Raw genomic sequence first — 19,993 nt, forward strand, 5'->3', positions numbered from 1 at the left:
GCTTTCGTTATCGGGGCGCGGAACCCAGTACAGGCTGACTACATCATGCCCAGCCCGTGCAGCACCCAGGGCAGCAAAGGCATCAGAATGGCGGTCAGTATGCCGTTCAGGCTCATGCCCAGGGCAGAAAAAGCACCGATGGTTTCGTGCAGTTGCAGAGCGCGCGCGGTGCCGATGGCATGGGCGGTGACGCCGACGGAAAAGCCGCGCGCCTGTGGGCTGTCGATGCGTAGCCAGCGCAGCAGCGGCGGGGCCATGATGGTGCCGGCAATGCCTGTCATGGCCACGGCCACTGCCGCCAGCGAGGGCTGTCCCCCGAAATGATCGGCCAGCGCCATGGCAATCGGCATGGTGGCCGAACGCGGGGCCAGCGACATGATGGTTTCCGTCGAGGCACCCAGCGCCCAGGCAATCAGCACCGTGCTGGCGATGGCGGTCACCGAGCCGATCAGCAAGGCAATGCAGACCGGCTTCCAGATCTTGCGCAACTGGCGCAGTTGGCTGTAGAGCGGAACAGCCAGCGCCACCGTGGCCGGTCCGATCAGAAAGTGGATGAATTTAGCGCCTTCGAAGTAGACAGGGTAAGGGGTGCCGGTCAGCAGCAACAGGCTGACAATAACCAGCACCGACGTCAGGATAGGCAGCAAAAATGGCGTGCTGCCGCACTGTCTGTAGACCCAGACGGCGCTGGCATAGACCGTACAGGTCAGCGTTAGCCACAGCAGGGGTGATTCGGCCAGAAAAACCCAGATTTCAAAAAAACCGTCTGTCATTACTGGTTTTCCTTGTGGTTTTTAAGCAGGCGATTAAGCACCACGGCGGTGACTACGAGCGTAATCAGCGTACCGCCTAGGGTAGCAATGACAAAGGGTTGCCATTCTTTGGCGACATGATCGAAATACAACATGACACCGGTGACGGCGGGAATGAACAGCAGCATCAGGTGCTGCAGCATAGAACCGGCAGTCTGTTCCATGGCGGCCGGGACGCCGCCGCGCACGACAAAAGCCACGGTCAGCAGCAGCATGCCGGCCAAAGGGCCGGGCAAAGGCAGGGACAGCGCCTGCACCAGGATTTCGCCCAGCAACTGGAACACAAACAGAGCAGTAATCGCGTAGATCATGGGAAGTCCGGAAAAAAGCATTGCACGCCAGGCTACCGGGCCTGACGTGCAATGCATCATTCTTGAGTGGACACTTAGTGTGCCATATAAGCTGACTGGGCAGATATGTGGTCGCTCATATCTGTACGCCTATATTGATTGGGGTTACTTTTTGCCAGGAGCAGGGCGCTCGCCCACCCAGGCTTGAAGTTCGATTTCCACATCCACTCCTGCGACCAGCTTGGCCTGTACCAGCGAGCGGGCAGGGAAGTGATCGCCCAGCCGTTCTTGATAGGTCTTGTTGAATTCGTCGTAGAGCGCCATGTCGGACAGCCAGACGGTCGCTTTGACCACATTGCTCAGGTCGGCACCTGCCAGGGTCAGCGTTTCTTCGAGGCGGTCCAGTACGGCTTTGGTCTGATCTTGTATGCTGCCGCGCACGACTTCGCCTTTTTCATTGATGGGGATCTGTCCGGACAGAAACAGGAAGCCGCCGGCCTGAACGGCGCGTGAAAACGGAAGGGCGGTGTCACTGGCATAGCGTTTGATAGCCAAGGCCTGGGATGTTGCAGGGCCTGCGGCCTGGGCAGCGGTCAGGCCGATGCCCAGTAGCGTGGCGGCCAGCAGGCTATTGCGGGTCAAGGCAAAGAAACGCATGGAGGTTCTCCTTGTTGGTCTGGCTATACATAGAAAAAACAGTGTGCCATAGGCGCGGAGTACACGCGTTCCTTTGAATGACCCGCTGGTCAGAACAGGCGTTTAGGCGCGATCACCGATCCAGGCCTGTACTTCGATTTCCACATCGGCACCCTTGGCCAGCTTGGCCTGTACCAGCGAACGTGTGGGCAGTGTATCGCCGAAGCGCTCGGCATAGACTTTGTTGAAGTCTTCAAACAGAGCCATGTCGGATAGCCAGACGGTGGCCTTGACCACATCGGCCAGCGTGGCGTCAGCCAGCGCCAAACCTTCGATCAGGCGATCGAACGCGGCATGTGTCTGATCCTGGATGGAACCGCGCACGACCTGGCCTTGCTCATCGTAAGGCAACTGCCCGGACAAAAACAGAAAGCCGCCGGCCATGGTGGCGCGGGAAAAGGGTAGGGGCAGGTGGCTGGCAATGCGGCGGATGCCGGACATGGTGATCTCCTGAAGGGAAAAAAATCAATAACAAGGGTGGAAAACCAGAACAAGGCCGCCGGAGTAACTACGAGCGGGACTTGCCTACAATAAGACGTCACTATACAACTTCAATCAGCAAGGAGAGGTCATGAGCGCGGAGTTATTGCAAAGGCTGGAACGGCTGAGCCAGGCGGCTTTGGCCAGTGGCGATTTGCTGCCTGTACAGGCCCAGGAGGTGCTGGTGCAACAGCAGGGGCTGCCGTTTTATGTACGCTGGGTGTCGACCTTGGCCGCCAAGGATGCAGCCAACGTGTCGATTCCGGGTGGGCCACGCGATCCTAATTTCAATCCTTTCCTGCCACCTGACCCAAATTTGACGCTGGAGGATGTCAGCAGCACGCATAACATCGTGCTGAACAAGTTCGCGGTCTGTGATTTGCACTTGGTGTTGGCGGACAAGGTGTTTTCCGAGCAGCTCAGTCCTTTGCGCGATATAGATTTGCGGGCGCTGGCGCAGTTTTTGGGTACCTATGGCGGCCTGGGCTTTTATAACGGCGGCGGCCCGGCAGGAGCCAGCCAGCGTCACAAGCACACCCAATGGGTGCCGCAGGCGGCGGGCAATGGCAGCTTGGGCATGTATCTGGATGCGTTGCCGGCTGATGCGGCACCGGGCAGCGATCATCGTCATGTGGCGTTGCCATTTGCGCATTGTTTTGTCCGTTTACACGACCAGAACGACGTTGCGGCATTGGCCGACAGCCTGCTTGATGCGCATCGCCGGGCGTGCGAAGTATTAGGGCTGCGCGTGGGATCGGATGGACTGCTGCCGGCTCATAATGTATTGGCCGGTCAGGGCTGGATGCTGGTGGTGCCGCGCTCTGCGGAGCTGGTGGACGGTATTTCTATTAACGCCTTGTCGTATGCCGGGTGCATCTATGTGCGCACGCCCGAGCAGATCGACGTGGTGCGCACGACGGGGCCTTTGGAGGTGTTGGCCAGGGCAGGGTACGCCTGACAATTCTCTTTTGATCCGCAGTAGTTCGTCACCGACCTCGCTATCCAGCGAGGTTTTTTCTTGCCATGTGGTTTTGTAGTGTTTGGTATCTACCGTGTTTATCTTTGCTATTTATATATAAAAAAAGAGGGAAATATATAAATAATAATATTTGCTTGCAATTGGAAAAGAATAAGTCATCAAATAATGAAAACAAGAGAAACAATGTAATTTTTATTGAAAATAATAGGTGTTTTTAAAGGTCAATTACAGTAAAAGAATGAGTAATTAATTTTAATAATTATTAGAATGGCGCATAGCGACGAGCAGCATGGATTTTTCTTTCTTTCTCGGTTAATTGTCATGTGTGCCCAGCCCGATGCCCATATTCTGATTATTGCAGCAGAACCAGCCCGCATAGCCGGGCTGATGGCTTTGTTGCGCGCCAGTTCTTTTCGCGTCAGCTTTGCGCTGGATGCCCAGCAAGGTTTGCTGCGTTGTCAGACGTTGCTGCCGCATGTGGTGCTTAGTGACTATGAGCTGCCCAGCATGCGGGGCGATATGTTCATGCGCATGCTGCGCTCCAATCCGGTTACGGCCGCCATTCCGGTGCTTTTCTTATCGTCCATTGCCTGCGTGGAGGCGCAGATGCGGGCCTTGCGCAGTGGCGCGCGTGATTTTATTTTCAATAAAACCCACGAAGGCCTGATTCTGGAGCGATTGCGCCTGCATTTAAATTTGCGTGAAATCGGGTTTGAAAAGCAAGCAGATACGCCAGTGCGCGAGCCTATACGCAGAGAAGAAGACTTACCTCGCAATCATTTGGTGGAGGCGGTGCAGGAATACATACAGGACAATCTGGCCGATACCTTGTCGGCTGAATTTCTGGCGACTCTGTTCGGTTTGACCGAGCGCCGCCTGAACGAAGAATTCAAACAGGCCCTTGGCCTGACTGTGCATGACTTTGTCCGTTCCACGCGCATGCGCCATGCCATGAGCCTGCTCAGTCAAACAGATTTGGCCGTCACCAATGTGGCGGCTGAATCAGGCTACATAAACCCCGCCAATTTTGCGACGGCCTTCCGGCAGTACAGCGGATTTTCGCCTTCGGCATATCGTCGCCGGCATCGTGCTAAAAATTGAATCGAATTTATAAAACACAAATTTAACATTTATTGATGTTGTTTTGATGAAATTCAAAGGTGTTTGGCAGAAAATCAAAAGTCGTGTTCTTGAAGTAGTAAGAAAATAAAACGGTCTGAGTCATTCGGCGTGATTCAGTAAGTCTTTCCAACTCTGCATATTTCTTTTCGCTAATACGGGGCGAGGGATTTGCTGTGCCTAAAAAAAGCTGATGCGTGAACAAGCGTGCAGCGGGCCGGGAAGGGAGGGAACACCGCTAATTATTTTTTTGCGTAGAGATCATGAACAAAATCCACAAGTCGATTTGGAATGAGCAAACGGGGACATTTGTAGCCGTAGCGGAAAACACTAAAGCGTGCGGTAAGCGTACATCCGGATCTGCGCGGGAAATAGGCGCATCGTTGGGCGCAATGCAGGGTTTGACCTGGAAGCTGGGTGTGGTGGTACTGGCCTTGATGAGCGCGGGCATGTTGGCGCGCCCGGCCCAGGCCCAACTGCTGGGCGGCTGGGATCTGAGCGTGGATGGTGCGGCCGGATTGCGCGTGTTGCTGGACAGCACCTTGTCGCTGAACTCCAGCGACAATATCAATCTGGTACGCAATGGCAGCGCAATCACCTTTAATCTGGACCCTAATCTGGTCGTCGATACCGTTACCGCCTCGGGTGCCATCAAAGGGGGCAGCGGCGAATTCACAGGTGGGCTGACGGCGGGCAGCGCCACGATCGGTGGTGCCTTGCAGGCTGGCAGCGCGACAGTCAGCGGTGCTTTGCAGGCAGGTTCGGCCACCGTCACCAACAATTTGACGGCGGGCAGTGCTACGGTCGGCGGTGCCTTACAGGCCAACTCGGCCACTGTTACTAATAATTTGACCGCCGGCAGCGCGACAGTCAACGGTGCTTTGCAGGCGGGTTCAGCCAACGTCACCAATAATTTGACGGCGGGCAGTGCCACAGTCGGCGGTGCCTTGCAGGCCAACTCGGCCACCGTCACCAACAACCTGACGGCAGGCAGCGCCACGGTTAACGGTGCCTTGCAGGCTGGCACTGCAAACGTGACCAATCAACTGACGGCTGGAAGTGCAGTTATCAATGGTGCTTTACAGGCCAATAGCGCCGCTGTGACCGGCGCGCTTACATCTAACAGTCTGTCTACGGTGAATCTGACGGCGACCGGCACGACCAGCCTGCAAGCCGTTAATGTGAACAATAACAAGATATCCGGCCTGGCCGACGGTGTTGTCAGTAACACCAGTACCGATGCGGTTTCCGGCAAGGTACTTTATGGCATTCTGAACTCCGGCGACGGTATCAAGTATTTCCACACTAACTCCATTAAAGGCGATTCGACAGCGACAGGCGTAGACGCCGTTGCCATCGGTCCTGAAACGACGGCGCAAGGCCAGGCGGCTTTGGCCGCCGGTCTGCAGGCGCAGGCTAAAGGCGATTCTTCTTTGGCGTTAGGGCAGTTGGCCAAGGCCGAAGGTGTCAGCTCTATTGTGTTGGGCCAGGAAGCCGCTGTGGACGAATTGTCTGAAGGGGCCATTGCCATTGGACGTCAAGCCAGCGTACAAAAAGATACGGGCGCTGTATCGGCCATTGCTATCGGCGACAAGGCGTCTGCGTCTGCTACGAATGCGGCTGCCTTGGGTGCGTGGGCAACGGCAGGTGGTGCCAATGCCTTAGCGCTGGGGGTGCAGGCAGGGGCGGGCGGTGTTAATTCCCTGGCGGCAGGGCATCAGGCGCAAGCCGGCGGGAGCAATGCGGTTGCCCTGGGCGATGGCGCGCGTGGTCAGGCTACGGGGGCCGTGGCTTTGGGGTACGGAGCCAGCTCGACGACTTTGAACAGTATCGCAATCGGTACCGGGGCTGGCGTAGGAACCAGTTCCGGCAGCACGCCGCCGGGCTTGGACAAGACCTCGCATGTGGCTATTGGTACGAATGCGGGGCGTAACGTCACGGGTAATCAGAGCACCGCGATTGGTTACGATGCGGGTACCGGGATCGTCGGCGACTATACCGTTTCCATTGGTAATGAAGCGGGTGACTATCTGTCTGGCGATCACAACGTGTCGATCGGCAATAAAGCCAACAGCAAAGCCAGCGCGACCGTTGTCGAACACGCCATATCGATAGGCGGTAGCAGTTCGGCCAGCAGTCGCTCGGTGGCGATCGGTGAACTGGCACAGGCGATCGGTCAGGCATCGACCGCTGTAGGTGCCAATGCCACCGCATCCGGTGCAAATAGCGTGGCTCTGGGTGCCAATGCCTGGGCAGACGCGGACAGCGTGGCCCTGGGTGCCAATTCGCGTGCAGAGGCCTCGACGGGAGTCGGGTTTTTGACCAGGTCCAATAGTTCCGGCGGCAGCATCGATGTGGTGTCCGTAGGTTCGTCGGTCGGGGGAGGGAGTGTCGGGCGACGAATCACTAATGTGATCGATGGCTCAGCCGGAACCGATGCCGTCAACGTGAATCAGTTGTTGGCCGCGCAACAAAACCTGGCTGACGTTTTGGGCCAGGGTACGGTGGTCGATGGCCGGGTAACCGAGTTCCAGGTCGGCACCAAGAAATATGCCTCTGTTGCCGCTGCATTTGCGGAGTTGGGGGCTGGTGGCCCAGGCGTACCTATCGATCCGACCGGTGCGGTGTTGTATGACAGCGGCTCTAACAGCGGTGTTGTTACCTTACAGGGCACGGGTGGCACGCGTATCCAGAACGTAAAGGACGGTATTGCGCCGACCGATGCGGTTAACGTGGGTCAATTGACCTCCGTGGTGGATGCCAACAAAGCGCATTACGTCAGCATTAATTCTACGGGTAGCGAAAATCGCGAAAACCGGGGTGCGACGGGTGCTGAAGCGATTGCAATCGGGGCGGCTGCCGAGGCAACGGCGCGCAACAGTTTGGCCGTGGGTCGGGAAGCCACCGCCCTTGGCGAAAATGCCACCGGCTTGGGCTCGGGGGTCGAGGCGCGTGGCCTTGGATCTACCGCGATTGGCCTGGGTTCGATTGCGTACGATGAGCAGACCGTTGCTATGGGTGCTGTCGCCAAAAGTCGCGGCACAAACTCGATCGCCATCGGCACCGGCGCGGAAGTGGACAGCAAGGAAGGCGCGACTGTTACCTCCAATAACGGCATTGCCATCGGTACCGATGCCGATGTGACGGCGGATAACGGTATTTCTCTGGGTGAACGGGCTGTGGCGTCCGCCGTTCGGGGCATGGCGTTTGGTAACGAGGCAGAAGCACGCGGCGTGAATTCCTCGGCCAGTGGTACCCGAGCACGGGCTTTGGGTGTGGATTCACAGGCCAGTGGCACGGGCGCAACCGCATCGGGCAGCCGTTCGCAGGCCAGTGGCACCGGTGCCACGGCCTCGGGTACAGATACCGTTGCTGTCGGTACCGGTGCCAACGGGCACGGAGTCAACGGCGTGGCGCTGGGTACGGGCGCGGTAGCCGGACGAGCCGGTTTGACTAGACCGGAAGATATTGCCAACAACGTCGATATGCTGGCTTTGGGGGCTCGTTCGCAGGCAGAAGCCAAGGGTTCCGTGGCACTGGGCTCGGATTCCAAGACGCAGGCCTCGTACGGGGCATCGGTAGCGCGCTACTCCAATGTGAACCACGATGACTCGGTCAATGGCGTGGTGTCAGTGGGCGATCACGGTGGCGAGGGTGGAGTTAACAGCATTCAACGCCGCATTACCAATCTGGCCGGTGGCATGGCCGATACCGATGCGGTCAATGTGCGCCAGCTTCGGGCGGTGCGTGATACGCACTGGTCCTACTCGGGCAATACCGGCTCGACCAATCAGACCATGGGCTCGACGGTTGCGATTTCGGGCGGGCATACCGGTGCGGCCATCACCAGCAACGAGAACGTCAAAACGGTGGTCACCCCTGGTGTACAGGGTGTAGACGGTAACGGCGACGTCGTCTTTACCGGCGGCAAGATCGATATTCAGTTTGCAGAAACGCCGCATTTCAAGGGCGCGGACATGGGTGGCCAAAAAATCACCAATGTCGCAGCCGGCACGGTGTCCTCCAGCAGCATGGATGCCATCAATGGTTCGCAGCTGTATGCGGTGGAAAACAAGCCCATTACCTTCAGCGGCAATACGGGTTCTGTACAGCGCAAACTGGGCGAAACGCAGATCATCAAGGGTTCGTTGGCGACGTCGGCAACGGCCAATGCCAGCAATATCCGCACTCAGGTCAATGCAGCTGGCGAGGTCGAGATTCTGTTGGCCAACGCCCTGACCGCCGACAGCCTGACCATCAACAACGGCGGTCCGGTGCTGGGCAGCGGCGGCCTGAACATGAACAATCACAAGATCACCAACCTGACGGCCGGCACAGCCGACACGGATGCGGTGAATTTAAGCCAGTTAAAGGCCGTAGATGATACGGCCAAACTGGGTTGGAACCTGGGCGTGAACGGTGGCGTGGCCACTAACGTGGCCCCCGGCGGTGCCGTGGATCTGAGCAGCGCGACCGACAACAACATCGTGATTACCAAGGATGCTAACAACCACGTCAAGTTTGGCCTGGCGAACAATGTGAACGTGGGCGGCACACTGACGGTGGCGGGTGTCAGCACGCTGACCGGTGGTGCGCATATCAGCAACGAGCTGATTGTTAATCCGAACACGACCGTGAACCTGGGTGGCAACAAAATCACCAATGTGGCAGCCGGCGTGGTGTCCTCCACCAGTACGGAGGCTATCAATGGTTCGCAGTTGCATGCGGTGGAAAACAAGCCCATTACCTTCCAGGGCAACTCGGGCACCACGCCACGCAAGCTGGGTGAAACCCAGGTCATCAGGGGTTCGCTGGCCAGCACGGCAGCCGCCAATACCAGCAATATCCGTACCAACGTAACGGGCACGGGTGAGCTGGAAATCCTGCTGGCCAATGCGCTGACGGCGGACAGCCTGACCATCAACAACGGTGGGCCCGTACTGAGCAATACCGGCCTGAATATGAATAACCAAAAGATCACTAACCTGACGGATGGCACGGTCGACACGGACGCGGTCAACCTTGGCCAGTTGAAGGAGGTAGGCGATATCGCCAATACCGGTTGGAAGCTGGGTGTGAATGGCGGCACGGCCAACAAGGTGGCTCCTGGCGATACGGTGGATTTTTCCAGTTCGGACGGCAATATCGTCCTGACGCAAACCGACAAAAAAGTGGACCTGAAGCTGTCCGATGACCTGAGCTTGACCAATGTGACGGTAGCCGGCAACACCACGGTCAATAACTTGACGGCGACCGGCGACACGATTCTGAAGAACGTGAATGTAGGCGGCGATACCTTGGTCGTGAATGAAGGCAATGTGACGATCAAGCAAGGCACGACCGTCAAGCTGGGAGACCAGTTCACGGTGAATCAGGGCGGCGATGTGCACTACACCGGTCCGATCACCGAAAACACGCACATCGTGAACAAGGAGTACGTGGATAACAGTTCGCAGAACGTCATCAACAACAATCCGCTGACCTTTGCTGGCACAACGGGCTCCACACAGCGCAAGCTGGGTGAAACGCTGAATGTGGTGGGCAGCAACGCCAATATTTCCACAGTGGCGACCGAAGGCCAACTGGCCATTGCCTTGAGCGATGATCTGGTTCTGAACAGCGTCACGACCGGCGACACCAAGGTCAACACCGACGGTGTAACGGTCAAGGGCGCGGCGGGTGGCCCGGATGTGGTGATGAACAACACGGGCTTTAGCGTAGGGCCGAACATCGCTTTGACGGCAGCCGGGCTGCGCGCCGGAACGGTGGTGGTGTCCGCGGAGAGTAATGACATCACGGGCCTGAGCAATCTGACGCTGGGCAGCAGCGACTTTGGTACCAAAGGCCGTGGCGCGACCGAAGAACAGTTGCAACTGGTGCGCGGCGAAACCCAGAAAGTGGCCGACCGCTCCGTCAAGTACGACCTGAATCCGGACAACACGGTCAACTATGGCAAGGTCACCATGGAAGGGGACGTGTCCACCGACGGCGGTCGTACCGGCGGTACCGGGATCACCAATGTGGCGCGTGGTGATATTTCCGCCAACAGTACAGATGCGGTCAACGGCAGCCAGATATCCGACATGGGCGACAGCATCGCGGCGGGCATGGGTGGCGGCTCCAAATTCGTGGACGGCAAGCTGGTGACCGACCTGAATGTGGGCGGCACAAGCTACAACAACGTCAACGATGCCTTGGGCGGCTTGGATTCCAAGATCGATAACGTCGGTCAGGTGGCCAGCGCAGGCTGGAATATCCAGACCAACGGCGATGTGGCCGATAAGGTGGCCCCTGGCTCCACGGTGCAGTTCCTGAACGGCGACAACATCGAGATCACCCGTTCCGGCGCGAATGTGACAGTCGGAATGGCTCAGGACATCAAGGTCAACAGTGTGGTGTCCAAGTCGGTGACGACCAACGAGCTCAAGATCGAGAATGGCCCGACCATCAACCAGAGCGGCGTGAACATGAACGATAAGCCCATCACCAATCTGGCCGATGGGAAAGCACCGCAAGATGCCGTGAACGTGCGCCAGTTGGGGCAGGCCACGGCCAATATTCAGGGCCAGATCAATCATCTGGATGGCCGCGTCAACAAGGTCGAAAACCGCGCCAATGCCGGTATTGCGGCAGCGCTGGCAACCGCCGGCTTGCCCCAGGCGTATTTGCCCGGCAAGAGCATGTTCTCGATGGCCGGCGGTGCCTGGAATGGCGAAAGCGGCTATGCCCTGGGCTTGTCCACGGTGTCGGATGGCGGCAGTTGGGTGGTCAAGGGCACGGTGGCAGGCTCGTCTCGTGGTGACTACGGCGGCTCGGTAGGCGTGGGCTTCCAGTGGTAAGCAGGCACTAGCAGTCACTAGCAGGGTCGCGCACAAGAAGGGCGCGACCCATTTGCCGGGTTCGGCCCGGTATTGCATGTCCGCAGACCAGGCGTTCGGGCCTGTCCGGAACGGAGAATACAGAATGTACGAAACAATGAAACAAGCAGGTAAAAGCGCTGTGGCGCTGGTGGCCGCTTTGGTCTTGGCAGGCTGCGGCTCGCTAAGCAAGGTGGACGACAAAGGCAACACCCAGGAGCCGGTGTGGCCTGATACCAAGGACATCACCTTCAAAAACGGCTCGTATCCGAATCTGGACGATCTGCGTCTGGTGGGCCCGGGCATGAGCAAGGATCAGTTGTATAACCTGCTGGGTCGTCCGCATTTTGGCGAAGGCCTGGTTGGCGTGCGTGAATGGGACTACTGGTTTCATTTCCGGACGCCGCAGGGCGATCTGAGCTGCCAGTACAAAGTGCTGTTTGATTCGGACAAGCGAGCGCAGAACTTTCTGTGGAAAGACCCTGCATGCGCGGACCTGCTCAAGGCTGCACCGGCAGAATCCGCTCAGCCGGCACAACGCGATTTTTCCTTGGGCGCAGATGTGTTGTTTGGCTTTGACAGCGCGCAGCTCTCGCCCGCCGGTCGCCAGGCGGTGGAGCAGGTTGCCGACCAATTGCGCGAACAGTCATACAAAGAAGTGCGTGTGGTTGGGCACACGGATCGTTTGGGGGGCGAGCGCTACAACCAGCGTTTGTCCGAACAGCGTGCTCAGGCGGTAGCCAATCAATTGCGCGCGCAGGGTGTGGACAGCACGCGCATAACGGTGCTGGGTGCCGGCGCATCGCAGCCGCTGGTCAAGTGCGGTCCTTTGTCGCGCAGTGAACTGCTGGCGTGCCTGAAGCCCAATCGGCGCGTTGACATCTCAGTGCGAGGTTGAGCATGGGTCTCGGACATATCGTAGCGCGCCTATGGGGTGCGGCCGCGCTGTCACTGCTGGCTGCCTGCCAGACGACTGCTCCGCGCGCCGCCGCGCCCGCGCCGGATCTAAGGCCGCCTGCGGTACAGGCTCCGCGAGATGTCGAGGCCCAGGACGGAACGCGTAGCTTTTTGGCGTCCCAAGCGCCGGCGCGTGCACCACAAGTGGATTTTTTTGTGGGCATGCCGCAGCCAGGGCAAGGTCTGGTGCAGGTTCAGGGGCCGGCAGGCCCGTTGTGGCTGTATCCACAAGTCATCCTGCAGCGCGCGGATCTGAGCCGGGTGGCAACCTTGCGTACCCAGCAGGGGCAGCACCTGGTGCATTTCCAGCTTAACGGGTTGGGGGCGCGCAAGCTGGCCGAAGTCAGCACCAGCAATGTCGGTGCTTTGCTGGTGCTGGTCATGGACGACAGAGTCGTGCATGTGGCTCGCATCGGTGGCCCCATGAATCAGGGCGAGATTTACCTGGCCGTGCAGGATGATGCCGCAGCCCAGCAGTTGCTACGGCGTATCCAGGGTTGAGTTCTGCCGTTCATGAGCAAATCGTTGGCAAGCAACAAGGAATGACACTATGACGGTGGAGCGGGTTTTTCTGTTGTACGACGACGCGGCGATGCTGCACAAAATTGTGGCCGAGTCCGGGCAGTGGGGGGTTCATATGCAGACCTTGGGGAGCATGGACGAGTGCCTGTCCGTGGCCCGCTCGGAGCCGGTCGAGTTGGTGTGTGCCTTGCGCTTTCAGGCCGATAGCGTGTTCTTGTATGTCAACCGCCTGCGTGCCGATTTTCCGGCAGCAGGCATTATTATTTTGCGCGGAGAGAACGTGGCAGGATTGGAGCGCGGGCATTTGCTGCTGGTGGGGGCCGATGCCTGTTTTGATGCCAGTGCCTTGCCGGTGGAAGTGGTCGCCAGCATCCAGGCGTTGCGGCGTCGTGGGCGGGCATTACGGCAAAGCCTGCAAGCGGCAGTGACTTCGATGCCTGAAGCACATGCTGCAGCGACGGTTCAGCAGGACTGGGATTTGCACGAGAACGGCTGGCGCTTGCAGACACCGCGCGGACATTCAATCATGCTGACCCGGGGGGAGCGGCGCATCATGTTGGTACTGTTTGCAGCCTGCCCGGAAACGGTGGAGCGAGACAGGTTGTTTGCGACTGATTCTGGGCGCGAATTGCCGGCCCGCTCCGTGGATGTGCTGATTAGCCGACTCAAGCGCAAACTGGCGTCCGTCGGCGAGGAGCTGCCTATCCGCTCAGTGCGCGGAGAAGGGTACGCTTTTGTCGGTAAAGTGCAGTCGGGCGGCATGGAGCAGGCGCGCCTGTGTCTGCAAGACGAGGTGTAAGCGGTTTTTTCTGTCCTTAAACCCCAGGATCGATGCTGAAACCGCATGATCTGGACTGCTGCATCTTAAAACTGTATACTTCAAGTATCTGGTCGATCAGGCCAGCATTCCGAATCGGCCTGTCCAGCTTGCCCGGCAAGTCTGGAAATGGCTGGTTCATCAACCGGCTGCTGCACAGCGGCCCGGCTTCAATGGCCGAAACACCCTGCCCGACCCTTTGGTCGCGGAACAATCAGCCGGATGCCTTGGTATCCGGTCAGCAACAGAGCGGCATGTCTCTGGCCCTTTTCAAGCGTAAGGCCTGCAGGCGTGGCGTGATGTAAGGCACTTTGCGGTGTGTCTTGCGCATGGCCTTGTTTTTCTTCACGAAAAGCATGGGCGGTTGCGTGCGTCCTATTTCTTTACCTCGGGTGTGTCGGTCCACGTGGGATCAGTGCCGCCCAGCGCGCTCAAGCGGAATCGGCACACATGCGTATTCGGTGCCGCCCTGGCAACCGGCGCGCAGAAGAGGAGAGAAAAAGACATGCAAGAGACGGAATTTTTCCAACTCTCGGGGACAACAGCCTTGCTGCTGCTGATCGGTTTCTACGGCGCTACCTTCTTGATGTCGCTGCTGATCGGGCAAAAAAAAGAGAATGTCGACGGTTATATGGTGTCTAACAGTGCTGTGGGCTTTGGCCTGTCGGCCGCCAGCATGATTGCCACCTGGATCTGGGCGGCCTCGTTTTATGCCAGCGCCACCTCCGGTTACAAATACGGCCTGTCCGGGCCTTTGCACTATGGCTTTTGGGGGGCCTTGATGATTTTGTTCATTTACCCCTTTGGCCGGCGTTTTCGGGCGCTGGCACCGCAGGCTCACACACTGGCCGAAGTGGTGCATGCGCGTCACGGTGCGTCCAGCCAGATGATCATGGCGGTCTCTAACATTGTGGGCAGTTGCATCAGCCTGATGGTCAATTTCACGGCAGCCGGGGCGCTGGTATCTGTATTGAGCCCGCTCTCGTTCATACAAGGCGTCTTGATTGCCGGGCTGGGCGTGCTGTCGTACACACTCTGGTCGGGTTTTCGTGCTTCGGTCATGACGGACTTTGCCCAGTTGGTGGCGATGGTGCTGTCGGCCGTGGTCATTATTCCGCTGATTTTTTATAACGCAGGCGGTACCGAGATGTTGCAGGCCAATATGTGGCGTCTGGATGCCGAACAAGCCGATTTCTACTCCACCAAGGCCATTCTGGAGCAGGGAGCACCATACTTTGTGGCCGTACTGGCTTACGCCATCGGTAACCAGACGATTGCTCAGCGCCTGTTTGCCGTGCGGGAAGATCTGATCAAGCCCACTTTTCTGACCGCTACGATCGGCTATGGCGCAGTGGTGATCGGCCTGGGCATGCTGGGCCTGTTGGCCCTGTTTACCGGCTTGCAGCCGGTGGACGGCAATATGAATAACATCATTCCGCAAATGGCCTCGACCTACCTGCCGCCGTTCGGCATCGCGCTGTTCTTCATTCTGGTGGTAGGGTCGCTATCCTCGACGGCGGACTCGGATCTGTCTGCCCTGTCTGCCATCATGATGACGGACATTTACGCCAAGAACCTGGCGCGCGGCCGTCCCAACCCGCAGCGCATGCTGTGGTGGGGCCGTGCCACCATGATCGTGGCCACCATGCTGGGCGTGATCTTTGCCAGCCTGCGTCTGGATATCCTGGTCATGCTGGTGTTTGTGGGGGCCTTGTGGGGGGCCATCGTGTTTCCTGTCATTGTCAGTTTTTATTGGGATCGCGTCTCCAACAGCGCCTTTACCTGGTCGGTGCTCAGTGCCGTCATTTTGTTTTCGATCGTGCGCTTTGAGCTGCTCCCCATCCAGGGGGCCGTGGCCGTGTTCTACGAGATCAGCGCGGCCGTCGGCGGCGGCGTGGTGGCGGGGTTGATGGCCTTTGCGTTCTTTCGAAGCAATATCGCCATTGCTTTTGGCACTGTCATTGCTTTGATTTTGCTGCCCAATTTTGTTGGCGCTTTGCGGGAATACATTGTGTTGACGGCATCGTTGACAGCGTATGGCGTCAGTGCCGTGGTGTGTACGGTATTGAGCCTGCGCAGTCAGGAGCGTTTCGATTTTTCTGTACTGGCCGACCGGGTCACGTCGTTTCACTACGAAGAAGCCCGTTTACAGGGTAAAAAGCCTGCCGGACAGGCAGGCAAACCAGCAGCGGCGCGTGCTTGAACACATTGAATAAGGAAAACACTATGTGGTTGACACTGTACATCCTAATCTGGCCAGCCATGTCGGCGGCGGTATTGCTGCTGTTGCTGGTGACTTTGCGGCGCGATTTAAAAGCGGCACGCCAGAGCGGCAAAGCCATGCTCTAGGCGCATCGGCAGCCATCAACGAATTCGCCCCGGTTCCGCTGCGCGCGGGCCGGGGCGATTTGCTTGAGGACGTCAGTTTGGACTGGTGCAGGCATGTTGCCCCTGGGCACCGCCGGGTTCAACGCGCGTCGTGCGAGTGGATTTGCAGGGCTTCCAGAAAGCGCGACACCATATTGTAGGTGGCGATGGTGGCGGTCAACTCCACGGTCAGACGTTCGTCAAAGTGGTCGCGAACCTCCTGGAACACGGCGTCCGGCACTTGCACCTCGCAAGTCATGGCATCCGTGTACGCCAGTACGGCACGCTGTGTGGCGTTGAACAGGTCCGAATCCTGCCAGTGGGGCAGGGCGTCCAGCTGGGCCTGATTCATGCCTTCTTGCAGGGCGATCGGTGCGTGCTGGTCGGCTTCGTAGGGAGCGCGATTCAGAATGGCAACGCGCATAATGACCAGTTCGCGCAGATCGCCTGGCAGGCTGTTGTGGTGGCGTATGCCGGTCAGGTGATTGAGCCAGCCGCCGGCAATGGGCGGGCTGTGCAACAGCATTTGATACAGGTGCAGGACACTGCCGCGTTCGGCAATGATTTTTTCCACCAGAGCGGCGGCCTCGGGGGCGGCAAGATTGGCGTATGGCAGGCGGGCCATGATTCTCCTCGTTCAAAAGCCGGCCAAGCCGGCGTGGCAGGTTCAGCGCGGCAGGACGGCGTCTATGGTCTGGACCAGCAACTGCACAATGCGGCTGATGTCTTGGGGGGTGCAGATAAAGGGCGGAGCCAGCAGGATATGGTCGCCATGCACGCCGTCGACCGTGCCACCCATAGGGTAGATCATCAAACCATGTTCAAAGGCCTTCTTCTTTAGGGTGGCATGGGTTTTGAGCGCCGGGTCCAGGACTTGCTTGCTGGTCTTGTCCTGCACCAGTTCTATACCGACGAACAGGCCGCGACCGCGTATATCGCCCACATTGGGGTGGCTGTCCAGCGCGGCATGCAGCTCGGCGCGCAATTGCTCGCCGCGTTCGCGCACATTGGCCAGCAGCCCGTCTTGTTCAATGGCGTGTTGTACGGCCAGTGCGCCGGCGCAGGCGCTAGCATGACCCATGTAGGTGTGGCCATGCTGGAAAAAACCCGATCCGTCCAGAATGGCCTGGTAGATGCGGTCACTGGCGATCATGGCACCGATAGGCTGGTAACCGGCACCCAGGCCCTTGGCGATGGCCAGAATATCGGGTGTCACGCCGTCTTCTTCGCAGGCGAACAGATAACCGGTGCGTCCCATGCCGGACATGACTTCATCCAGAATCAGCAATACGCCGTGGCGGTCGCAGACGGCTCGTATCTTTTGCAGGTAGCCGCCGACCGGGGCCAGCGCGCCGGCTGTGGCTCCCACCACGGTTTCGGCCACGAAGGCAGCCACATTGTGCGCGCCCAGCTCGCGTATCGCGTCGTCCAGCTCCTGGGCCAGACGGTCTGCGTATTGTTCGTCACTTTCGCCGGTCTGTTGATCGCGGTATGGATAGCAGGCAGAGACATGGTGGGCCTGGGTCAGCAGCGGTAGAAATGGCTTGCGACGCCACTCGTTGCCGCCTATGGCCAGGGCTCCCAGGGTGTTGCCGTGGTAGCTCTGGCGGCGGGCAATGAAAATCCGGCGCTCGGGCTGGCCGGTTTCGACAAAATACTGACGCGCCAGCTTCAGGCTGGCCTCCACGGCTTCGGAGCCGCCGGACAAAAAGTACACGTGGTTCAGGTCGCCCGGAGCGCGCTCGGCCAGAAAGTCGGCCAGATCTTCGGCCGCCTGGCTGGTGAAAAAGGACGTGTGAGCGTAGGCAATGTTGTCCAGTTGCTGCTTGATAGCCTGGATGACGGCCGGATGGCTGTGGCCCAGGCAAGAGACGGCGGCACCGCCGCTGGCATCAATATAGCGCTTGCCATCACTGGCAATAATGGCGATGCCATCGCCTTTGACAGCATAGGGCAGCGTCTGTTTTGGGGAGCGGTGAAACACATGAGTCATGGCGCGGGTCCGTAAAGGGGTAGGTGCGGCAAAAGACGAATTTCAACAAATGTTGATTTAATAATAATACTTTCAACAAATAAATCATCATTCGATGTGCAAAAGATCTGGATAAAGCCCGGCACTGTTGCCCTTTTGCCGCTTTTTCTCACGATATACTTGATAAGTCGCCTTTATTTCATCAGCCCATGACAAACCTGAGCACCCTGACGCAACGCATTCAGGCGCAGTTCGCCACCATGTCACCCCAGTTTCAGGTGGGCGTGCGCTATGTTCTCGATCATGCCGAGCAGGTGCCTTTGCTGTCCATGCGCCAGATTGCAGTTCAGGCGGGTGTGCAGCCGGCGACATTGTTGCGGCTGGCTCAGTCCCTGGGCTACGCAGGCTGGGGGGATTTCAAGGCGGTGTTCACGCAGGCCATTCATGGCCAGACCGGGCGGCGCTATGCCGAGCAGGCCCGCGCGGTGGTTCGTAACCGCCACAATCCGGATCGCTTCGAGCAGACGCTGTCTGCGCAAATCGATAATCTGTCCGCCTTGCGCGAGCTGAACCAGGATCGCCTGCCGTCCGCCGTCCAGTTGCTCAACCGCGCCCGTCGTGTGTACGTGGCGGGGTTCCGGGCTTCGTTTGCGCATGCCTTCACCTTTCACTATCAGTATCGCTTGTTCCGTCCGTCCGTCGTTCTGTTGCGGGGGGACGCGGGTACGCTGGAAATGGATCTGCGGGCGTTGCAAAAAGACGATGTGCTGGTTCTGTTCGGTTTCGCGCCATATTCGCAGGAAGGGGTGCGGGCCCATCAGGCGGCGCGTCAAGCCGGGGCGCGCGTGCTGGCCATCTGCGATAGCTTGCTTGCCCCTATTGCGCTGGAGGCCGACACCACATTATTGTTTGGGACCGACGTGCCCTCCTTTTTTCCATCGGGTGTGGCAGCCCAGGCTTTGGTGGAAGTGCTGGTGGAGCATGTGCTGGCTAAGGCCGGGCGCAAGGCCGTCAGTGGCATTGAGCTGGCCGAAAATCAATTGCACCAATCCGGTGCTTACTGGAAATAGATACGATGGCTAAGTTGTCCTACCTGGAGTTAAGCGGTGGCCCCAAAGAAATCGGCCATTCCCTGGGACGTTTCGGCGCGCCTGTTGCCCATGCCTACCTGATTCACTCGCCGGCCTGGCAGGGAGTCATGCAGTGGAAGGGCAGTGAACAGGCACGTCGCATGGCTGAATTCACCGAACGCTATTTCCCTCGAATATGGACCGAACTCCAAGGCCTGGCGCTGGGGCTGGAGCTGCCTTTCGAAGACGTATTGCTGTGGAACTGTCGCGGCGATATCTGGGCGATGACTCCCGACGGGTGTACCACCGTGCAGATGCCCGGGGACGGGCAGCCGCGCATTGTGCATAACGAAGACGGTGATCCGGGCTTTGCGGGGCATTGCGGGGTGGCCAAGTTCATTCCTGACAGCGGCATGTCTTTTATTTCGTTTGTCTACCCGGCCTCCATACCCGGCCATACGCTGGCAGTTACGCAGGCCGGGTTGGCCATGACGGTCAATAATGTGCGCGCCCGTCAGGTGCAGCCCGGCGTGCCGCGCATGGTGCTGACGCGCGCGATGCTCGATCAGCCCAGCCTGGATCAGGCCGTGGCGGTATTGCGCGATCATCCCCGTTCCGGTGCCTTCCATCTTAGTCTGGCACAGCGCGGCGATGCCCGTTTACTGAGCGTGGAGTTCAGTTCGCAGGCAGTATCCGTGCTGGATGTGACCCGCAACAGCCTGCACGCCAATCATGCCATCCATCCGGCCATGCAAGGTTTCGAGCAACAGATCACCCGTTCGTCCCAGTTGCGCCAGGAGCGGGGCGACCAATTGCTCGAACAGGCGGCGGCCAGTGTTAATCCATTGGCGGTGTTGGCCGACCAGCACCATGTGGACTACCCAATCTGGCGCTGCGCGCCCGACGACAGCGACGCGGAAAATACCTTGGCCACCGTTGACATACAGCTGGGCAGCCAGTCCCTGAAGTGGCAGGTCTACGAAAATCCCACCCAGGAACCACGCTTCAGATTTGCCGACATTACCCGGCTGGATCAGGACTAGACCGGGGGCTGC

Annotated in this window: 17 protein-coding genes and 1 pseudogene; 12 read left to right on the forward strand and 6 right to left on the reverse strand. The window is 58.6% G+C overall.

The genetic code is table 11. The annotated features are described in order from the left end of the window. Window positions 1–38 precede the first annotated feature (38 nt). The 4 genes from AADW57_RS02960 to AADW57_RS02975 all read right to left on the reverse strand — a co-directional run bounded on the left by AADW57_RS02960 (window position 39) and on the right by AADW57_RS02975 (window position 2,239). Window positions 39–773: an LrgB family protein gene (locus AADW57_RS02960; RefSeq protein WP_341668572.1), complete on the reverse strand. Its 735-nt coding sequence runs from the start codon at window positions 771–773 to the stop codon at window positions 39–41. Then, window positions 773–1,123 carry a CidA/LrgA family protein gene (locus AADW57_RS02965; protein ID WP_341668573.1) on the reverse strand — a complete coding sequence of 117 codons (351 nt, stop codon included), beginning with the start codon at window positions 1,121–1,123 and terminating at the stop codon, window positions 773–775. Before AADW57_RS02965 ends, AADW57_RS02960 begins: the two co-directional genes overlap by 1 nt. A gap of 144 nt (window positions 1,124–1,267) precedes the next feature. Next, on the reverse strand, window positions 1,268–1,759 hold the full coding sequence (locus tag AADW57_RS02970) for a RidA family protein (protein WP_341668574.1): 492 nt from the start codon (window positions 1,757–1,759) through the stop codon (window positions 1,268–1,270). Between the two features lie 102 nt (window positions 1,760–1,861). Continuing rightward, window positions 1,862–2,239, reverse strand: coding sequence for a RidA family protein (locus tag AADW57_RS02975; RefSeq protein WP_341668575.1), 378 nt, complete (start codon window positions 2,237–2,239; stop codon window positions 1,862–1,864). A gap of 130 nt (window positions 2,240–2,369) precedes the next feature. Here AADW57_RS02975 and AADW57_RS02980 point away from each other — a divergent pair, with 130 nt between their 5' ends. The 10 genes and pseudogenes from AADW57_RS02980 (at window position 2,370) to AADW57_RS03020 (ending at window position 15,878) form a co-directional block, all read left to right on the forward strand. After that, on the forward strand, window positions 2,370–3,236 hold the full coding sequence (locus AADW57_RS02980) for an ATP adenylyltransferase family protein (RefSeq protein WP_341668576.1): 867 nt from the start codon (window positions 2,370–2,372) through the stop codon (window positions 3,234–3,236). Window positions 3,237–3,578: 342 nt separating this feature from the next. Next, the gene (locus AADW57_RS02985; RefSeq protein ID WP_341668577.1) at window positions 3,579–4,358 is read left to right on the forward strand and encodes an AraC family transcriptional regulator; all 780 of its coding nucleotides are present in this window, start codon (window positions 3,579–3,581) and stop codon (window positions 4,356–4,358) included. Window positions 4,359–4,639: 281 nt separating this feature from the next. Beyond that, window positions 4,640–4,759, forward strand: a pseudogene (locus AADW57_RS16745) (ESPR domain-containing protein); the annotation flags it as partial. Window positions 4,760–4,768: 9 nt separating this feature from the next. Next, window positions 4,769–11,215, forward strand: coding sequence for a YadA-like family protein (locus tag AADW57_RS02990; RefSeq protein WP_341668578.1), 6,447 nt, complete (start codon window positions 4,769–4,771; stop codon window positions 11,213–11,215). 124 nt (window positions 11,216–11,339) lie between these two features. After that, complete coding sequence (locus AADW57_RS02995) at window positions 11,340–12,131, forward strand: OmpA family protein (protein WP_341668579.1); 792 nt, start codon at window positions 11,340–11,342, stop codon at window positions 12,129–12,131. Window positions 12,132–12,133: 2 nt separating this feature from the next. Further along, window positions 12,134–12,691, forward strand: a complete 558-nt coding sequence (locus AADW57_RS03000; RefSeq protein ID WP_341668580.1) for a SecDF P1 head subdomain-containing protein — start codon at window positions 12,134–12,136, stop codon at window positions 12,689–12,691. Between the two features lie 49 nt (window positions 12,692–12,740). Continuing rightward, complete coding sequence (locus AADW57_RS03005) at window positions 12,741–13,511, forward strand: winged helix-turn-helix domain-containing protein (RefSeq protein WP_341668581.1); 771 nt, start codon at window positions 12,741–12,743, stop codon at window positions 13,509–13,511. 32 nt (window positions 13,512–13,543) lie between these two features. Continuing rightward, window positions 13,544–13,834: a hypothetical protein gene (locus tag AADW57_RS03010; protein ID WP_341668582.1), complete on the forward strand. Its 291-nt coding sequence runs from the start codon at window positions 13,544–13,546 to the stop codon at window positions 13,832–13,834. A gap of 200 nt (window positions 13,835–14,034) precedes the next feature. Continuing rightward, window positions 14,035–15,732 (forward strand): sodium:solute symporter family protein, encoded by a 1,698-nt coding sequence (locus tag AADW57_RS03015; protein ID WP_341668583.1) that lies wholly within the window; start codon window positions 14,035–14,037, stop codon window positions 15,730–15,732. Window positions 15,733–15,755: 23 nt separating this feature from the next. Beyond that, entirely contained in the window at window positions 15,756–15,878 is a 123-nt protein-coding gene (locus AADW57_RS03020; RefSeq protein ID WP_341668584.1) for a putative transporter small subunit, read from the forward strand. A gap of 118 nt (window positions 15,879–15,996) precedes the next feature. On the opposite strand, the gene AADW57_RS03025 is transcribed toward AADW57_RS03020, so the two are convergent. Next, complete coding sequence (locus AADW57_RS03025; RefSeq protein WP_341668585.1) at window positions 15,997–16,521, reverse strand: carboxymuconolactone decarboxylase family protein; 525 nt, start codon at window positions 16,519–16,521, stop codon at window positions 15,997–15,999. A 42-nt stretch (window positions 16,522–16,563) separates the two neighbouring features. Beyond that, a complete protein-coding gene (locus AADW57_RS03030; protein WP_341668586.1) occupies window positions 16,564–17,889 on the reverse strand; it encodes an aspartate aminotransferase family protein in 1,326 nt (441 codons plus the stop codon). Between the two features lie 188 nt (window positions 17,890–18,077). Between AADW57_RS03030 and AADW57_RS03035 the strand changes: the two genes are divergently transcribed. Then, the gene (locus tag AADW57_RS03035; RefSeq protein WP_341668587.1) at window positions 18,078–18,938 is read left to right on the forward strand and encodes a MurR/RpiR family transcriptional regulator; all 861 of its coding nucleotides are present in this window, start codon (window positions 18,078–18,080) and stop codon (window positions 18,936–18,938) included. A 5-nt stretch (window positions 18,939–18,943) separates the two neighbouring features. After that, window positions 18,944–19,981 (forward strand): C45 family peptidase, encoded by a 1,038-nt coding sequence (locus AADW57_RS03040; protein WP_341668588.1) that lies wholly within the window; start codon window positions 18,944–18,946, stop codon window positions 19,979–19,981. Window positions 19,982–19,993 lie beyond the last annotated feature (12 nt).

The sequence above is a fragment of the Alcaligenes sp. SDU_A2 genome, from assembly GCF_038237375.1.
Lineage (GTDB): Bacteria > Pseudomonadota > Gammaproteobacteria > Burkholderiales > Burkholderiaceae_B > Alcaligenes.